The sequence below is a fragment of the Luteimonas sp. 9C genome (assembly GCF_902506295.1).
Lineage (GTDB): Bacteria > Pseudomonadota > Gammaproteobacteria > Xanthomonadales > Xanthomonadaceae > Luteimonas.
Map to the genome: position 1 here is coordinate 1,181,157 of NZ_LR733312.1, position 15,407 is coordinate 1,196,563.

17 protein-coding genes are annotated in these 15,407 nt (G+C 60.9%); 13 read left to right on the forward strand and 4 right to left on the reverse strand.

The window, feature by feature from the left end; translation table 11 throughout:
* Position 1 precedes the first annotated feature (1 nt).
* The 4 genes from CURTO8I2_RS05240 to CURTO8I2_RS05255 are packed head-to-tail and all read right to left on the reverse strand — an operon-like array spanning position 2 to position 4,514.
* On the reverse strand, positions 2–451 hold the full coding sequence (locus tag CURTO8I2_RS05240; RefSeq protein WP_159679268.1) for a biopolymer transporter ExbD: 450 nt from the start codon (positions 449–451) through the stop codon (positions 2–4).
* 3 nt (positions 452–454) lie between these two features.
* Positions 455–1,096 (reverse strand): MotA/TolQ/ExbB proton channel family protein, encoded by a 642-nt coding sequence (locus CURTO8I2_RS05245; protein ID WP_159681553.1) that lies wholly within the window; start codon positions 1,094–1,096, stop codon positions 455–457.
* Positions 1,097–1,122: 26 nt separating this feature from the next.
* Positions 1,123–3,513, reverse strand: a complete 2,391-nt coding sequence (locus CURTO8I2_RS05250) for a DNA internalization-related competence protein ComEC/Rec2 (protein ID WP_236551004.1) — start codon at positions 3,511–3,513, stop codon at positions 1,123–1,125.
* Positions 3,510–4,514, reverse strand: coding sequence for an integron integrase (locus CURTO8I2_RS05255; protein ID WP_236551005.1), 1,005 nt, complete (start codon positions 4,512–4,514; stop codon positions 3,510–3,512). The genes CURTO8I2_RS05250 and CURTO8I2_RS05255 overlap by 4 nt, the downstream gene beginning before the upstream one ends.
* 237 nt (positions 4,515–4,751) lie before the next feature.
* Here CURTO8I2_RS05255 and CURTO8I2_RS05260 point away from each other — a divergent pair, with 237 nt between their 5' ends.
* The 13 genes from CURTO8I2_RS05260 (at position 4,752) to CURTO8I2_RS05325 (ending at position 14,989) form a co-directional block, all read left to right on the forward strand.
* Positions 4,752–5,744, forward strand: coding sequence for a hypothetical protein (locus tag CURTO8I2_RS05260; protein WP_201295478.1), 993 nt, complete (start codon positions 4,752–4,754; stop codon positions 5,742–5,744).
* Positions 5,745–5,839: 95 nt separating this feature from the next.
* Positions 5,840–6,187: a hypothetical protein gene (locus CURTO8I2_RS05265; protein ID WP_159679270.1), complete on the forward strand. Its 348-nt coding sequence runs from the start codon at positions 5,840–5,842 to the stop codon at positions 6,185–6,187.
* A gap of 589 nt (positions 6,188–6,776) precedes the next feature.
* The gene (locus tag CURTO8I2_RS05270) at positions 6,777–7,040 is read left to right on the forward strand and encodes a hypothetical protein (RefSeq protein WP_159679272.1); all 264 of its coding nucleotides are present in this window, start codon (positions 6,777–6,779) and stop codon (positions 7,038–7,040) included.
* A gap of 376 nt (positions 7,041–7,416) precedes the next feature.
* Positions 7,417–7,803 carry a hypothetical protein gene (locus CURTO8I2_RS05275; protein ID WP_159679274.1) on the forward strand — a complete coding sequence of 129 codons (387 nt, stop codon included), beginning with the start codon at positions 7,417–7,419 and terminating at the stop codon, positions 7,801–7,803.
* Positions 7,804–7,863: 60 nt separating this feature from the next.
* Complete coding sequence (locus CURTO8I2_RS05280; protein WP_159679276.1) at positions 7,864–8,664, forward strand: hypothetical protein; 801 nt, start codon at positions 7,864–7,866, stop codon at positions 8,662–8,664.
* Between the two features lie 69 nt (positions 8,665–8,733).
* Positions 8,734–9,213 (forward strand): hypothetical protein, encoded by a 480-nt coding sequence (locus CURTO8I2_RS05285; protein ID WP_159679278.1) that lies wholly within the window; start codon positions 8,734–8,736, stop codon positions 9,211–9,213.
* 57 nt (positions 9,214–9,270) lie between these two features.
* On the forward strand, positions 9,271–9,534 hold the full coding sequence (locus tag CURTO8I2_RS05290) for a hypothetical protein (RefSeq protein WP_159679280.1): 264 nt from the start codon (positions 9,271–9,273) through the stop codon (positions 9,532–9,534).
* A 62-nt stretch (positions 9,535–9,596) separates the two neighbouring features.
* Positions 9,597–9,827, forward strand: coding sequence for a hypothetical protein (locus tag CURTO8I2_RS05295; RefSeq protein ID WP_159679282.1), 231 nt, complete (start codon positions 9,597–9,599; stop codon positions 9,825–9,827).
* An 84-nt stretch (positions 9,828–9,911) separates the two neighbouring features.
* Complete coding sequence (locus tag CURTO8I2_RS05300) at positions 9,912–10,442, forward strand: hypothetical protein (protein ID WP_159679284.1); 531 nt, start codon at positions 9,912–9,914, stop codon at positions 10,440–10,442.
* A 932-nt stretch (positions 10,443–11,374) separates the two neighbouring features.
* The gene (locus tag CURTO8I2_RS05305) at positions 11,375–11,800 is read left to right on the forward strand and encodes a hypothetical protein (protein ID WP_159679286.1); all 426 of its coding nucleotides are present in this window, start codon (positions 11,375–11,377) and stop codon (positions 11,798–11,800) included.
* Positions 11,801–12,268: 468 nt separating this feature from the next.
* Entirely contained in the window at positions 12,269–12,718 is a 450-nt protein-coding gene (locus CURTO8I2_RS05310; protein ID WP_159679288.1) for a GCN5 family acetyltransferase, read from the forward strand.
* Between the two features lie 69 nt (positions 12,719–12,787).
* A complete protein-coding gene (locus CURTO8I2_RS05315; RefSeq protein ID WP_159679290.1) occupies positions 12,788–13,276 on the forward strand; it encodes a hypothetical protein in 489 nt (162 codons plus the stop codon).
* A 1,398-nt stretch (positions 13,277–14,674) separates the two neighbouring features.
* Positions 14,675–14,989 carry a hypothetical protein gene (locus tag CURTO8I2_RS05325; RefSeq protein WP_159679293.1) on the forward strand — a complete coding sequence of 105 codons (315 nt, stop codon included), beginning with the start codon at positions 14,675–14,677 and terminating at the stop codon, positions 14,987–14,989.
* Positions 14,990–15,407: the final 418 nt, after the last annotated feature.

Consider the following 15,407-nt stretch of genomic DNA (forward strand, 5'->3'; position numbering starts at 1 on the left):
GTCATTCCCCCTGCGCGGCCGCGGCCGGCGCTGCCGCCGTCTGCGGCGCCGTCGCATTGGCGATGCGCTTGAAGCCGAGCTGGCCCAGCGCGTCGTAGGCGGTCACGACGGCCTGCCACGGCGTGCGCGCATCGGCGCGCAGCAGCACGGTGCGCTCGCGGTCGTCGCCTGCCACCTCCGCGATCGTGCGCTTGAGCGATTCGACGTCGGTACGCAGCGCTTCTCGATCGTCGACGAAGTAGCGACCGTCCGCATTGATCAGCAGGCTCAGCGTGCCGTCCTGCGCATCGTTGCGCTCGCCGGTCGCCTGCGGCAGTTCGAGCTTCAGCACCGAGCGCGCATCGAAGGTGGTGGTGATCACGAAGAAGATGATCAGCACCAGGATCACGTCGATGAGCGGCACGAGATTGAGTTCGGGCGTGTCCTCGGCGCGGCGGTCGCGGATGCGCATGCGTCAGCCCTGCACCGGTGCCTGTACCTGCACGCCACGGCGGCTGCGCGGGTCGATGACGTCCATCAGCGCGATCGCCTCGTGTTCCATCTGCACGATGTAACCGTCGATGCGCGCACGGAAATGGCGGTGGAACATCAACGCGGGAATCGCGACGATCATGCCCGCCGCCGCGCATACCAGCGCCTTGCCGATGCCGCCGGCGAGCTGGTTCACGTCGCCCACGCCGTGGTCCATGACCCCCATGAACATCTGGATCATGCCCACCACCGTGCCGAACAGACCCAGCAGCGGACCGGCCGCGGCGATCGTGCCCAGCGCATTGAGATAGCGCTCCATGCGGAACGCGATGTGTCGGCCGACATCCTCGACCCGCTCGCGGATCTCCTCGCGCGGGCGGTTGCGCACGTCGAGCGCGGCGGCGAGCAGTGCGCCCAGCGGCGCCGTGCCGCGCAGCGATTCGATGTGCGCCGGGTCCAGCGTGCCGCGCGCGGCCCAGGCGCGCACTTCCGCGCCCAGCCCCGGCGGCAGGACCGCCTTGCGGCGCAGCGCCCAGAAGCGCTCGACGATGATCGCCAGCGCGACCGCCGACAGCAGCAGCAGGGGCAGCATCGGCCAGCCGCCAGCCTTCACCAGTTCGAGCACACCTACCCCTTCGGCCGATGGCCGGTTCAATCCGGGGAATAGGATAGCCCAGCCTGCCCGGCCGCCTCCGGCGGCACTTCCCGTTCTGCGGCGCGACGTGCGGCATCCCACAACCGGACTCGGCTGACGCGCACCTGCACCACTTCCAGTCCACCCGCCTGCAACCGGAACCGGGTGGCGCCACCCCCGGCCGTGGTGCCGACCGCGGCGCCTGCCTGCGCCCAGCGCTCGACCACGTCCGGATGGGGATGACCGAAGCGGCTGCCATGGCCGGCCGACATCACGACCACCGCCGCACCGCTCGCGCGGACGAATGCCGGATCTGACGAACTCCGGCTGCCGTGGTGCGCGGCGATCACCACATCGGCCGCGAGCGCGGATGCATCGCGCCGCACCAGCAGCCGCTCGACCAGAGCATCGATATCGCCCGGCAGCAGCGCCGCGCCATGTGGCGTCTCGACACGGAGCACGCAGCTCGACGGGTTGCGGAACGCGGGAAAATGCAGGTCCGGATGCAGGAACCGGAACGTCACGCCGTCCATCCGCCAGGCGCTGCCCATCACGCACGGGGATGCGCCGGGCACGCGGTCCCATTGCGGCGCGAAGACCACGGGCGCGGCGAAGCGGCGTTGCACGGCGCCGAAGCCGCCCGCGTGATCGGCATCGCCGTGGCTGACGATGATGGCATCCAGATGACGCACGCCCAGCGCCTGCAAGGCCGGCACCACGACGCGTTCGCCCGCATCGAAGGCTTCGGGAATCGCCGGGCCCGTGTCGTAGAGCACCGCATGGCGTGCGGTGCGGATCAACACCGACAGGCCCTGGCCGACGTCGAGCACGACCAGCTCCGCCTCGCCTTCGCGTGGCAGGTGCCGGTCCGGCCAGAGCAACGGCAGCCACAACAGCGCGGCCAGCCATTTTCCGGGCACACCACGTGGCAGCAGCATCCAGAATGCGGCGAGCAGCGCGAGCGGCAGCGCAAGCCCGTGCGGCTCGGGCAGCCACCAGAGTGAGACCGGACTCGCGGCCAGCCAGTCGAACAGGGGCCAGCTCAGATCGAAGGCCCAGGCCGCACTGCGCCAGGCCCAGTCACCCGCGCCCGAATGCAGCGCCTCCAGCCCCGTGCCGATCAGCGCCAGCGGCACCACGACCAGGCTCCACCAGGGAATCGCGACGAGATTGGCAATCGGCCCCGCCAGCGAGGCCTGCCCGAACAGGACCACGGTCAACGGCAACAGGCCGATGGTCGCCACCCATTGGGAAGCCAGCAGGCCGCGCAGCTTCGATTGATCGCGCGCGTCGGGCAGGCACCAGACCAGCCACGCGACACCGGCGAAGCTGAGCCAGAAGCCGGCCGACAGCACCGCCATCGGATCGACCAGCACCACCGCGATCGCGGCGTAGGCCAGCGAATCGGCAATGCGCAGATGCCGGCGCGTCAGCCGTGCGATCACGACCACCGCGATCATCAGCACCGTGCGTACCGTGGGCAGCTCCCAGCCCGCGACTGCGGCGTACACGGTGCTGGCAAGCAACGCGACGATCGCCGCTGCCTGCGGTCGTGGCAGCCAGCGCCCGAGCCACGGCAGACACCACCACAGGCCTGTCGCGACCAGCGCGAAGAATCCGCCGACCATGCCCACGTGGAATCCCGAAATCGCGATCAGATGCGTCAGCCCGGTCGCGCGCAGGGCTTCCCAGTCGAGATCGCTCAGCGCCCGCGTGTCACCGATCGCGAGTGCGCGCACATAGCGCGCACTGTCCCGCTCGACCACGGCGTCGATACGCGTTGCAACACGTTCGCGCCATCCATCCACGCCGCTGGCGCCGTCGAGGCGCTCGACGGGCTCCGCGCTCCGTACATAGCCCACCGCGGTGACGCGTTGCGCCATCGCCCGCTTCTCGCCGTCGAACCAGCCCGGATTGCGCAGCCCGCGCGGTGCCCGCAGCCGCGCCGTGAATGTCCAGTCGCTGCCGGCCTGCAGCCCGTACCGCCGAAGGTCCGAGCCTTCGCGGCGATCGTCGTACCAGGACAGACGCAACAGTCGACCGCGCAACGGTGCCGGCATCGACGCGTCGCCCGCCACGCGGAACAGGAACGCCGTGCGCTGAGACTCGTGGACCGGCAGCCCGACGATCTGCCCGCGCACCCCGACATCCCCCCGCTCCATCGACGCCGGCAACTGCAGCGACAAGGCATGCGCCGCGTGCAACCCGCACAGCGCTGCGCCGACAACGAACGCCGCAACCAGCCGCCATCGCCCGCGCCCGACCGCCCAGGCCGCCAATGCCGCCGCGAGCGCACACCCCATCACCCACCAGGGTGGCAGACCGGGCAACTGCAGACAGGCGATCGCACCGAGCACCAGCCCGGCGGCAACGCCCAGCCCGAGCCCAGGCACCCGCTGCGCGCTCACGTGGCAGGCAGCCGGTCCAAGGGACTGCGCACACCCAGTCCACCGCGCTGGAGCACATGCGTATAGATCTGAGTCGTCGACAGATCCTTGTGGCCCAGCAGGGCTTGGATCGTCCGGATGTCCTGACCTGCGTCGAGCAGGTGCGTCGCGAACGAATGCCGCAGCGTGTGGCAACTGGCGGGTTTGTGCAGGCCGATGCGCACACGCGCCGTGCGTATCGCGCGTTGCAGGACCGACGCGTCGAGATGATGCCGTCGCCACACGCCCTCACGCGGGTCGCGCGACTGCTGCCGCGCGGGAACCACGTATTGCCAACCCGGCTCCCGCGCGGCACCGGGATATTTGCGCGCCAGCGCGTCGGGGAGCCACACCGCCCCCTGGCCCGCCGCGAGATCGGCAGCATGCAAGTGCAAGGCACGCGTGATCTCGTCATGCAGACCCGCCGCCAGGCGGTCCGGCAACGGCACATGACGGTCCTTGCCGCCCTTACCCTCACGCACGACGATCGGTCGCTGCGCGAAATCGACATCCTTGACCCGCAGGCGCATGGCCTCCATCAACCGCATGCCCGTGCCGTACAGCAGACGCGCGAGCAGGGCCGGTCGCCCCTCCATCGCCAGCAACAACCGCTGGACCTCCTCGACACTCAAGACGACCGGCGCCCGCCGTGGCCGCTTCGCGCGAACCACGTCATCCATCCACGGCAGTTCGATACCAAGCACGTCCCGGTAGAGAAACAACAGCGCCGCCAACGCCTGGTTCTGCGTGCCCGCCGCCACCTGATGCCGCGTCGCCAAACTAGTCAGAAACGCCTCGACCTCCGGACCGCCCATCTCCCGCGGATGCCGCTTTCCGTTCGCGAGGATGAAACGCCGGATCCAACCGACATAGGCCCGTTCGGTCCGCACGCTCAGATGCCGCACCCGACAGCGTGCCCGCACCTGATCCAGCAAGCGCGGCGCTGCGGCTGCCGTTACCACCCCGTTTCCGTCGGATAACACGGTGCGCCTCCATGCGCCGGATAACACCGGCAGGCTAAGCCGCGGCACCGTTGATGCGACTGCGGCAAGCCGTTGATCCGCCGTCGGATTTCCCCGCTTTGCGAGCCCCCGGGTTCCATCGCATACTCGGCGCAACACCCCGCATCCGGGGTCTAATACTAGTTAGGCGACGCCCAGCGTCCATTATTACTTCATAATCGAACCGCATCTGAGATACGAAATTCTAGGAATCAGACCATGCGACATCACTTCGGAGATTTCCTTGATCGAGAGGGAAATTACTGGACAGTAATCCCAAATAGGGAGCGTTACGCATATCGTATCGGCGATGTTCCAGCCGGCAGCCCCGAAATCACGATTGTGACGATAGGAAAGGCGGATGAAAAATGGTCACGCGTGCAAACCCTGCCGAACCTCGATGAATTAACTTTGCACGAACCGACAGTTGAACAACTGGACGGCGTGAGCCGACTCAGGAACCTCAAGCGACTTCGAATCACCCACGCCAGACCCAAGAACTTAGAGTTCGTATGCAACCTGCAGAACTTGGAAGAACTGGTGCTTGAGTACGTTTCCGGCTTCGATGATATCTCCCCTGTGGGCTCGCTCACTAAATTGAGGGCGCTTCATATCGAGAACCTCAGGAGAGTGAACACCTTCGATGGTTTAAGAGCAACCAAAAGCCTCAAGTACCTTGCCATTCATGGAACATGTGACTGGCATCAGCCAATCAGTGATTTTGATTTTCTATCTGGGATGCCACAGCTTGAGGTGCTGAAGCTTTGGCAGGTAATTTGCCGAGCGCCCTATCCTGCAGCGCTTCCAATGCGCCACCTCTGCAACCTGAAGAAGCTCAACCTCCATGGAAGCTACTTGGCAGCTGAGGAGTATGCCCTCATCGAAGAGTGCCTTCCTAGAACGGCAGGAGCTCGATGGGGCGCCTATCGAACTGTCGCGACCGATTGGATTGCAGTTCCTGCGAACGACATACGCTCGCGCCTACCACCTGAGACGATACGCACACACCACCCTGAAGTACTCATTCGACATGACGGAAGGCGCGAGATTGAAAACCCCGACTCCCTTTGGCATGAATTTACAGGGCGGGCGGCTGGCCGAGTTAAGTGCAGCAGCAAGGCTGCAGAGGCCAAATGCAACGATCTAGTAGCAGACTACGAGGAAATGCGACGCAAGGCGAGGAGCATTCTCAATGAACCACTTGCCACGTAGTACATGGAGTCTGAGACATGCCACAGAAGTCGCCTAACAGTTCATTCAAGCCGATGCCGCTTCGCGGCACGGCTTAACTCAGGCGTTAGGCCTACATGATCTTTGCCGTCGAGACCGAAGAAGGATCGCTGACGGTTTTCCCAACCGAGGGCGACGCCGTTGCGTACTGCGAAGGGCTGGATGTGGAAGCTGCTACCTGGTTGTTCTGGGCCGCTGATGGCTCACCGCTAGAAGCGGAGTTCATCACCCCCAACAAGCGAGGTTGGTTCTCTGTCCAGAGCGGCACCTACCGCTTGGTTGCGGCGTCGTCAGAGCACCACGCGCACCTCGTTGAGGCGCTGCTTGAGATCGCAAGGCTCGAACCCACACCGCTCTTCCAGTCGCTTCAGCAAGTTCGCGAGCACCTTGTCCAAGGTTGCACCAGCAAGTCGGATGAGGCCTAACAATTCATTCAAGCCGACGCCGCTTCGCGGCGCGGCTTAATTCAGGCGTTAGGCCTCATGAAGAACATCGTTCTCGCCGTCGCGCTCGTTACAGGATCAGCGACCGATCCTGGCACGTCTATATCGGACAGTGAGCTTAGCCTCGGCGGCGTGGCGCTTGGTGACTCTGAGAGTCAAGTTGTGGCCGCGCTTGGTCGACCAATCCGGCAATCTGACGCGGGCGAGAGCATTGCGTTTGAGTATCCGGGGCTGACCGTGCTTATCGGTTGGCTAGAGCAGGCTGCTCCGGACAAGTCACGTCACGTGCTCCAGCTCGATGCCACGGGACAGGATGCTTGTACCCCTTCAGGCGTTTGTCCGGGCGCTCCTCTGTCAAAGGCTTTGGCGCTCTACGGCCAGCCCATCAGATCAGAGCGAGAGTCTGGTAGTTTCTGGGAGTACTACAGCAGTCAATCTTCTTGCTGGCTTCAGCTTGGCGTATCGGGCGACGCAGTTGGTTCGATTAGTGCAGTGTGCCAGCCATGAGGCCTAACAACTCATTCAAGCCGAACCCGCTTCGCGGGTCGGCTTAATTCAGGCGTTAGGCACCATGGATTGGATCGATCAGCTGGACGAAGATGGTTGGAATGTGGTGATCGACGAACTCGCATGGCATCTTCGCGAGGGCCGTTTCCCCGTCTCGATCCAAAGACGGTTCATCCCAGTTGGAGGCCTCGAGTTCCAGTTCAAGGACGCACCAGTCGCGTTTTTACCGATCGAGGGATCGCTTCTGGAGGACCACTGGGATGAGGCAGTTCAGATCATTTCTTACTTCCCACAGCTGCAAAGCGTCCACGTACGGAGTGGTGCCTAACAATTCATTCAAGCCGAAACCGCTTCGCGGTTCGGCTTAACTAAGGTGTTAGGGCCCAATGAGAGAGCTTCGTGAGCTATTGAAAGTCGAGGCTTTTGCGCTTTTGTCTCTACTCATAGTTGCGGGCACTATGGCCGCATATGGAGCAATTGAGTCGGCCAGACATACAAACTCACTTCTGGAGCCAGCAACTTCGGCCCGGTTACTCTTCATCTACACGGTCGCCTTCGGCTTTCTTCCGGTCGGGTATTTGGCCAATCATCTGTGGCTTGCCAGTGGCACTCATAACTCACTTGCTCTGTCGCTGGTTGGGCCCTAACAATTCATTCAAGCCGACGCCGCTTCGCGGCGCGGCTTAATTCAGGCGTTAGGCCCCATGGAACAGAGTGCCCGTCGTCCAATTTCAGCGATCCTCGCTATCGGATTGCTAGTGTGGCTTTCAATCTGGCCCGTCTTCGGCTCTGCTCTGAGCTTCGCCGGTGAAGTGCCTACCCGCTGGCCGGCATTGGTCCACTTCGCTAACTCGCCTTTGCAGTGGCGGGTGGGGTTCTTCATCAGCGGCTGCTTCAGGTTCTTCGCCGCGTGGCTCGTCTTCACAGCTAGGCTCCGCTTCGCACTGGGTGCGGCCATTCTATTTGCAGCGCTCTATGTGCCCGCCTTCCAAATTGTCTGGGCCCAGCGAACTATTGCAATGGTCGCTGCCATCGCGGCTGTCCTGCTGGTGGGATACCTTGTGGTCGAAGGGCGCCGCCATGGGGCCTAACCATTCGTTCAAGCCGACGCCACTTCGTGGCGCGGCTTAACTCAGGCGTTAGCCACCACGATGCGAAATCATTCCGACCTTGCCAAGATCGTCAACAGCTCGGGCTTTCCTCTCCAACTTGCAGTGGAGCGCGCCGTGCAGGGGACGGCGTCAAGATGGAAGGTGCTCCACCGTGAACACGCTTGGCTACACGCTAACGGGCAGAGCGGATTCGCCGACCTGGTCTTGGTCAATGCCAGCAACTGTGTGATGGTCGTTGAGTGCAAGCGCGTACTTGAGTCTGACTGGGTGTTCATCACAGCCGAAGGTTCCGAGAAAACTATCGATAGCCGCATCCTCATTAACAACACAGAGGGGCATGGAAAGGAACACCGGGGCTACCTCGATGTGCGCAGCTCGCCGTCGTCCTACGTATCCGACTTCTGTGTGGTTGCGGGTCAAGACTCGAAGTCGCGACCCCTCCTAGAGCGACTCGCTCACGAGGTGGTAACAGCTACTGAGGCCGTTGCGAACGAAGAGTACCCGCACACCGTTTCGAGGAGCTACGGCTTCAGGTGTTACGTGAGCGTCATCGTGACAACGGCTCAACTATCGGCGAGCGCGATCGACGCAGCGGACATTTCTCTTGCAAATGGAGAGGCCAGCTCTCAGCAGATCACTGAGGTACCGTGGATCAGGTTCCGGAAACAGCTTTCCAATGAGTTTGCCGTCGCACCGGAGGACTTGGACTGGAGCTTTGATGACATATCGAGGTCAAAAGAGAAGGTGACATTCGTGGTCAACTCTAATCATCTTGTGACGTTCCTTGATAAATGGTCACTCTTCAACGACTCGTTGCTGCCCCTGATGCGCGGCGGCTAACAATTCATTCAAGCCGACGCCACTCCGTGGTGCGGTTAACTCAACTGTTAGCCCCGCAGGGAGTGTTTCGTGTATCCAGTCACGCTCGGATTTGAAGAGGCGCTGAGGCGAATCGAGTCACTGAGAACCAATGGCCACAAAGCCGAGGCATTAGTTACTACAGTCTTCACCTTCGAAAAGACGGTGAAGCGCTCATTAAAGTGCATGGCAATTCGCCGCGGCTTCACCTCAGCTCATGCAGATATCCTTTTCAGCAACGCGGGCTTTAAGAACCTCCAGGAATTCTGGCCTGCATTTGACCCGCGCGGTGAATCACTCAGCAAGATGCTTGGTAACTCGATCTGGCAGCACGTCCCCGCGGCTGTAACGATGCGGAACAAGCTCGCTCATGGCGAGCGCGTCTACAATCTAGCTGATTGCGAGAAGCAAACACACTTAGTCATGGCTGCGCTCCAAGCCCTCCGAGCAGAACTTACCACCCGCATTGGCTTCGACGGGTGGTCAAGACTTCCTGTGAGGCGCAAATCAGCTTTGCAGTGGCTGGGCTAACAATTTATTCAAGCCGAACCCGCTTCGCGGGTCGGCTTAATTCAGGCGTTAGGCGCCATGGATTGGATCGATCAGCTGGACGAAGATGGCTGGAACGTCGTGATCGACGAGCTTGCATGGCATCTTCGCGAGGGCCGTGTGCCCGTCTCGATCCACAGACGGTTCATCCCAGGTAGAGGCCTCGAGTTCCAGTTCAAGGACGCACCGGCCGCATTTCTACCTATCGACGGATCGTTTCTGGAGGATCATTGGGATGAGGCAGTTCAGATCATTTCTCGCTTCCCACAGCTGCAGAGCGTCCACGTACGGAGTGGCGCCTAACAATTCATCCAAGCCGAAACCGCTTCGCGGTTCGGCTTAATTCTGTCGTTAGGTGGCACGACATGTTTCGCGCGCTGAAAGAATGGTACAAAGGCAAAACAGTAGAAACTGGCGGCTACAACGCGCCTGGCATTCTCACCCTGCCTAAGCGCCATATCGAGTATCACTGGACGGCCCGCTTTGCTCGGTCACTTGTTGGCTTCTATCTCAAGCACTGGCAGTGGGTATGGGGCTCAGCGATTGCCATCGTCGGCATCTACGTGGCCTACTTGGCAATCCCGCGGGGACAATGATGCAAGTGCCACCTAACAATTCATTCAAGCCGACGCCGCTTCGCGGCGCGGCTAAATTCAAGCGTTAGGGCTCAGGAGAAAGTGATGCGAGTGTTGCAGATCCTACTTGCTGCACTGTTGATCATGCCGTTATCTGCCAAGAGCGCCGGCTATGAAGGATGGCGTTTTGGCATGACGCCGCAGCAGGTTCAACTGCAAGAAATACCTGGTCCCTATTACGCTCTCAGCAACGGCGACCTTGGCACCAAGTCATTTCCTTTTCGCGGTCAGCCAGCTCTCACGTCTTTCTACTTTCAAGACAGCCGTCTGGCCCGAGTCATGATCATCATCTACTCGGGCCAAGACGTCGATTCAATCAAGAATGCGTTGGAAGAAGCCGCGGCTCAGATCACAGCTGACACCGGTGGACTGGAGTTGCCAGAGACCCCAGATGACCAATCCGCAAGCCTTGAACAGGTTGCTACCGCATGGGCAGCACACCAAGCAAGCCTTTCGGAAGGTCAGCGATTCCAGGTAGGAGCCTTTCCAATGCCAGCCGATCGCAAAATCTGGGCATCCATAACTCTGCTCAGCGGCGGTGCGTACATGGTGTCGCTGAACTATGCTGAGCCCTAACAATTCATTCAAGCCGAACCCGCTTCGCGGGTCGGCTTAATTCAGGCGTTAGGCAAACAAGGAAATTGCATGTTTCTGCAGCAAATGCGGACTAGATATAAGCGAATCGTCAGGGGCCTGCCCCTCGTGCAGTGAAGAGCCGAAGCGGCATGACGGAGCTGGAGCATCTAAGCTCCAGAATTGGTACAACCAGCTTTCGCAAGGGCAAATGATACTTCTCTACTCTGTATCCACCTTCTTGCTCCTCATCTACTGCATAGGCATCTTGCCGCTCTCCCTTCTTGTGTATTTACATCTAGACAAAAGCAGGAGTTCCCGAGGTGCCTAACAAGTCATTCAAGCCGATACCGCTTCACGGCACGGCTTAACTCAGACGTTAGGCTGCAAATGGAACAGCGCGGCATCCGATGCAAATTTGTAACCGACTGAATTGTCAGCGGATCACGAGTATCGCGTTGGCGATCGTCGCGGTGCTCGCTGTGCTTGGCGGGCTCCGCCTACGGGGTCACAGCTCCCGTCCAGAGCCGCTACCGGCGCTCCAAGAGCCTACTGCTCCGCCGGTCGCGTCCATGCGCTATTTGCCCACAGAAGTTCAAGCTGTCCTAGTATCGTTGTGCAACGGCTGCTCTTTCGCAGACTCAAACGCAGCTTGGAGCGCCACCGATGTGGTCATGGACGAGCGTTTGCCCAAAAGGCGTCTTACGCGTACAGAGAGGCAAGGCCGCGAATGGATCATCGAATACCAGCACGGCGGTATAGCCACGTTTGAGTACAGATTGGTCCTTTCAGCCACGTCGTCATCTGCACCTCTAGAGGGCAGCTCATGCATTCCAGACCAAGCGCACAAGTGCAGTTGGTAGCATTGCCGCCTAACAATTCATTCAAGCCGATGTCGCTTCGCGACACGGCTTAACTCGGACGTTAGGCACCAAATGATCCTTTCCGACCTACTGAAAGATGCAGAGAAAGCAGGGGATGCGGCAGGCGCTTTTCGCGTAGTCATTGCCACGCGTACAGTAGACGGCGTCGAGATGGAGCCTGGTCGCGTTCAAGTTAGCGATGCGGGATTCCCGCAAGTGGATACATCTGGCGGTGAAGTAGATATCCTGCCCACTAAGTACATGGACCCACCCGGGCCTTGCCTGACCGTAGCCGCGTTCCGCCAACTGGTCGCAGAGCAACCTGAGGTAGCAGACTTCACCGTAATGGCAGTGACCGGCTTCAAGCTTCTCGCGGACGGTGGCAATGCGCAGAGAACGGAACAGGCCATGGGCACCAACGTGCTGGCGGAACAAGGCGAGATCTGGTTGCTTCTCTATCCAGATCGCCAGTGGCCGGCAGACTGGTTCGGCGCCTAACAATTCATTCAAGCTGATGCCGCTGCGCGGCACGGCTTAATTCAGGCGTTAGGGGGCTAGGTTGGGGCGCTACCATCTGATCCTGCTTTCAATCGCCTTCGCATGCACCTCTTGTGCTTTGCATCCCAAGGTTGATGCGTCTCAGTGCGAAGCTAGGGGCGGTACGGTTCAGGGTGTTGGTATGTTCGCTACCTCTGCTTGCGTCATTCCTTACGCGGATGGTGGTAGAGAGTGCAAAGACGGGGCAGAGTGTCAGGGGATGTGTAGGGCCGCGCCGGATGCCACCATTGGGTCCAATGCCAGCGGCACGTGCCAGATCAACACGCATGACATTTACGGTTGCTACGACGAGGTCAGGGCGGGGGTAGTTGTGGCGGGCATGTGCTTCGACTAGCCGTGGCGCTCCCTAACAAATCATTCAAGCCGAACCCGCTTCGCGGGTCGGCTTAATTCAGGCGTTAGGCACCTATGGAAGCGATGCGGCACCCGTCAGTACATGACTTAGCGCGGGTTGGCACCTACCCGGCCTCCGCGAAGGCTGGCGGCGGCTACGTTTGGGACGCAGTGCTGGAATATCGCGTCTGGTGCTACCCCGAGTGCGGCGCCGAAGACCATTGCGAAGGGAGCGACTACTACTACGCCTTCGGTACCTACGAGGAAGCCGCTGAGTTCGCCGCCGATATTCAGGGCGCTCAGGAGCCGCTCGCCTTGGTGCTTCAGGAGGAGTACATGGACGAGCCGGAGGAGGGTCAATACCTCCACGTTCAAGAGCGGCGAGTCACGGAATGGCCCGTGCACCTATTGTCTCGCCCGCGCCGCACATCGGACACCATTCCCGACTTCCTTGCACCGGATGCACCTGCGAATAGACTGGATATCATCCGCGGCCTTGCTAAGGCGCCGGAGGGTCGTCGCTAGGTGCCTAACAATTCGTCCAAGCCGACACCGCTTCGCGGGTCGGCTTAATTCTGGTGTTACTCCCCCAACATGCACCCACTAGACGCCATTCTTGACTGGCTCCTCGATTGTGACTTCGGCGTCATGGATCACGGCTTTGTCCCGCATGGCAGGGACTACACCTTCTTGGTTGAGTCCTCCATGGGCAAAGATGCCGGGCGGCACCAAGTCCAGTTCACCCACGTAGCCGAGCTGAGTTATGCCACCGCAGTGGCCGACGATGTTTGGGCAAAGTCTTGGGGAGACGTATTGGTTGATTACCAGTCTTGGCTGGATGCAGGCGAGCCGGATGGTTTCGTGTGGGGTACTTGCTGGGCGCTGGCGCGGACAGGCATTCGGGCAGTTGAGCCAGCTCCCAAGGCCGCTGCATGGGCCGCTCGGCTAGGCAATCCGATGTATGAGGCTGAGATCGACACCGACCGCTTCCGCATCAATCTTATTTTCGGCAGCCTGCAGTGGGCCAAAGTCAGTGAGGAAACCTCCACCGTTTCAAGCGTCGCCATTCCGCTCTCCTCGTAGAGGAACTAACAATTCATTCAAGCCGACGCCGCTTCGCGGCGCGGCTGAATTCAGGCGCTAGGCCCCAATGCGAAAATTCACCATGGCGGTGGCAGTTTTTCTCCTTGGAGGTTGCGCTAGCTCAAGAGAGGAGGCGGCGTTTCACGCTGACCGGGCCAGATGCAGTGAGGCGCATCTCGCAACCTTGGAGAGCATTGCCGCGGCGTCGGACCTTAAGCTGACAGCCGCTGTCGAGAGCGGCAAGGATGGAGGCTGGCCGGATGGAGCTGCCGAGAAGGCAGCGCGTGCGGCAGCAAAAGCAGCAATGGCGCACGCGGATTCCGCTCAAGGCATGGGGAGCTGTGGCCAAAGCGTGTCTCTGAGGCCTAACAATTCATTCAAGCCGAACCCGCTTCGCGGGTCGGCTTAATTCAGGCGTTAGCCGTCAATGATCTTTCCAAAACTACTCAGTCTCTCTAGCTCCGATCTTGCTCCCGGACATCTTCCTCCGGATCCAAAGCATTGCATCGTCCAAGTGCTAGCTAAGATTGGGCCTAGCTGCGTTAGCGCCGGCGACGACTTCTCTTTTGCTGTTGCCACGCCGAGTGCTTTGGCAGAGTCCAAGACGTTTGGCTGGGGACGCGGCACACTCGTGGTTGACTCTTTCTCTTGGCTCCAGGTAGAGGATGCGATCGATCGTCTGCTCGCGCACGCTTCCCGTCCGAGTTGGCAAGAGGTTGCCCAAGCTCTCAATCACGAGTTGCTGTGGGAGTTTGACGGGTACTGTCCGAGTTGACGGCTAACAATTCATTCAAGCCAAAACCCGCTTCGCAGGTCGGCTTAATTCAGGCGTTAGGCACCTATGGTGAGATTCGCAGCGCTTGCGATAGTCGTCCTGCTGCTCGGCTGCGAGCCGGCGAGTGAACAGCGGACCTATTCACCCCCGGCGCTTGAGGTGCACCCGCCGCCGGATGTGGGTGAGGTCGGTCAATTCCTTAGATGCGATGCGAAGCGAAGCCGCGCCGCGAGCTGTCGAAGCGAGAGGCGTGTGAGCTTGGGGCTTTTCAGTCCCGCTGCACGCCATACGACGATTGCTACGTATCTTGCATAAGCAGTCCTGACGGCTCTTTCGTCGGCGGCCGCTGCGCTCACGTCTGCGGGTCACCCGTCCGCTCAGGCGGCCCCCGTCCAACTTCCATTGACTCGTGCAAAAATCTGCCAGGACGCTCGGCTGTAAACGCGGAGCCGGTGCCTGACAACGCACTCAATCCGATCTTGCTTCGCAAGTCGGCTTAATTCAGGCGTTAGGCGAAATGAAGCAGATCATCGAAGTGTTGATGCAGCACTACGCCAGCGTCACCCACGGTGAGAACGCACCGTACCGGGATTGCGGCCCGACTCAACTCAAGCACTGACCGAATGGGATCGTTCCTTGCAGTCGTCCAGCTTGCTGCCGTACCGCTACTGATCATGGTTGCGCTGGCCGTCCGTTCTGCCGGTAGTTCGAAGCCGCTCAACGGCGTTGATTACGCGCGCATCGCAAGCCCTGCTGCGCTGCATCGCTGGGCAGGGTCAAGAATGCTCCTCCTGCCTGCGGCTTTTCTCGTCGGCGGACTGGCGTCTTTTCGAAGCCCGGGCCTGGCGCTGCTGTTTCTTGGCGCCGTGATCGGCGTGTGCCTTTGCGTCGGGATCTGGATTGCGCCTGGTGCAGAAAGATTTCAGGGTGCGCCGTGACACTCTGACCAGAACAAGCGCGCCAGATCGGCCAGCTTGACTCATCCGGTTCTATCCCAATTCTGCTCCCCCGATCAGGCCTACCCGACCTCCCTACGACCCAGGTGTTGCGCGCGGCACGCGGCGCCTTCGACGCATGCAACCACGACGCTCTAGCGCGTGCGGATGACATCCGAACTGTTGTCGGCAGAGGCGTTCAAGGGTGGCTTCGTCCATCGCTCCGATGACATGTGCGCGTACGGGACTGCACAGAGGGATGAGATGGACCGGTGCGTTGAACCTGTGGCTTTGTATCCGGGGGTGTCGTGCAGGTTGGGGGCGACGTGCCCCAAGTCGCGCGAGACCTGGCCGGCTCCGTGCGTACCGGGGAGCCTGTCGCCAACCGCTGCGCCTGTTCGGGACGGCTTGATCCAAGGCA

Coding starts and splice junctions, on each gene's coding strand:
- CURTO8I2_RS05275 (WP_159679274.1), top strand. CDS start 7,417: ATGGAACAGAGTGCCCGTCGTCCAATTTCAGCGATCCTCGCTATCGGA.
- CURTO8I2_RS05315 (WP_159679290.1), top strand. CDS start 12,788: ATGCACCCACTAGACGCCATTCTTGACTGGCTCCTCGATTGTGACTTC.
- CURTO8I2_RS05280 (WP_159679276.1), top strand. CDS start 7,864: ATGCGAAATCATTCCGACCTTGCCAAGATCGTCAACAGCTCGGGCTTT.
- CURTO8I2_RS05305 (WP_159679286.1), top strand. CDS start 11,375: ATGATCCTTTCCGACCTACTGAAAGATGCAGAGAAAGCAGGGGATGCG.
- CURTO8I2_RS05300 (WP_159679284.1), top strand. CDS start 9,912: ATGCGAGTGTTGCAGATCCTACTTGCTGCACTGTTGATCATGCCGTTA.
- CURTO8I2_RS05265 (WP_159679270.1), top strand. CDS start 5,840: ATGATCTTTGCCGTCGAGACCGAAGAAGGATCGCTGACGGTTTTCCCA.
- CURTO8I2_RS05290 (WP_159679280.1), top strand. CDS start 9,271: ATGGATTGGATCGATCAGCTGGACGAAGATGGCTGGAACGTCGTGATC.
- CURTO8I2_RS05325 (WP_159679293.1), top strand. CDS start 14,675: ATGGGATCGTTCCTTGCAGTCGTCCAGCTTGCTGCCGTACCGCTACTG.
- CURTO8I2_RS05295 (WP_159679282.1), top strand. CDS start 9,597: ATGTTTCGCGCGCTGAAAGAATGGTACAAAGGCAAAACAGTAGAAACT.
- CURTO8I2_RS05240 (WP_159679268.1), bottom strand. CDS start 451: ATGCGCATCCGCGACCGCCGCGCCGAGGACACGCCCGAACTCAATCTC.
- CURTO8I2_RS05270 (WP_159679272.1), top strand. CDS start 6,777: ATGGATTGGATCGATCAGCTGGACGAAGATGGTTGGAATGTGGTGATC.
- CURTO8I2_RS05310 (WP_159679288.1), top strand. CDS start 12,269: ATGGAAGCGATGCGGCACCCGTCAGTACATGACTTAGCGCGGGTTGGC.
- CURTO8I2_RS05260 (WP_201295478.1), top strand. CDS start 4,752: ATGCGACATCACTTCGGAGATTTCCTTGATCGAGAGGGAAATTACTGG.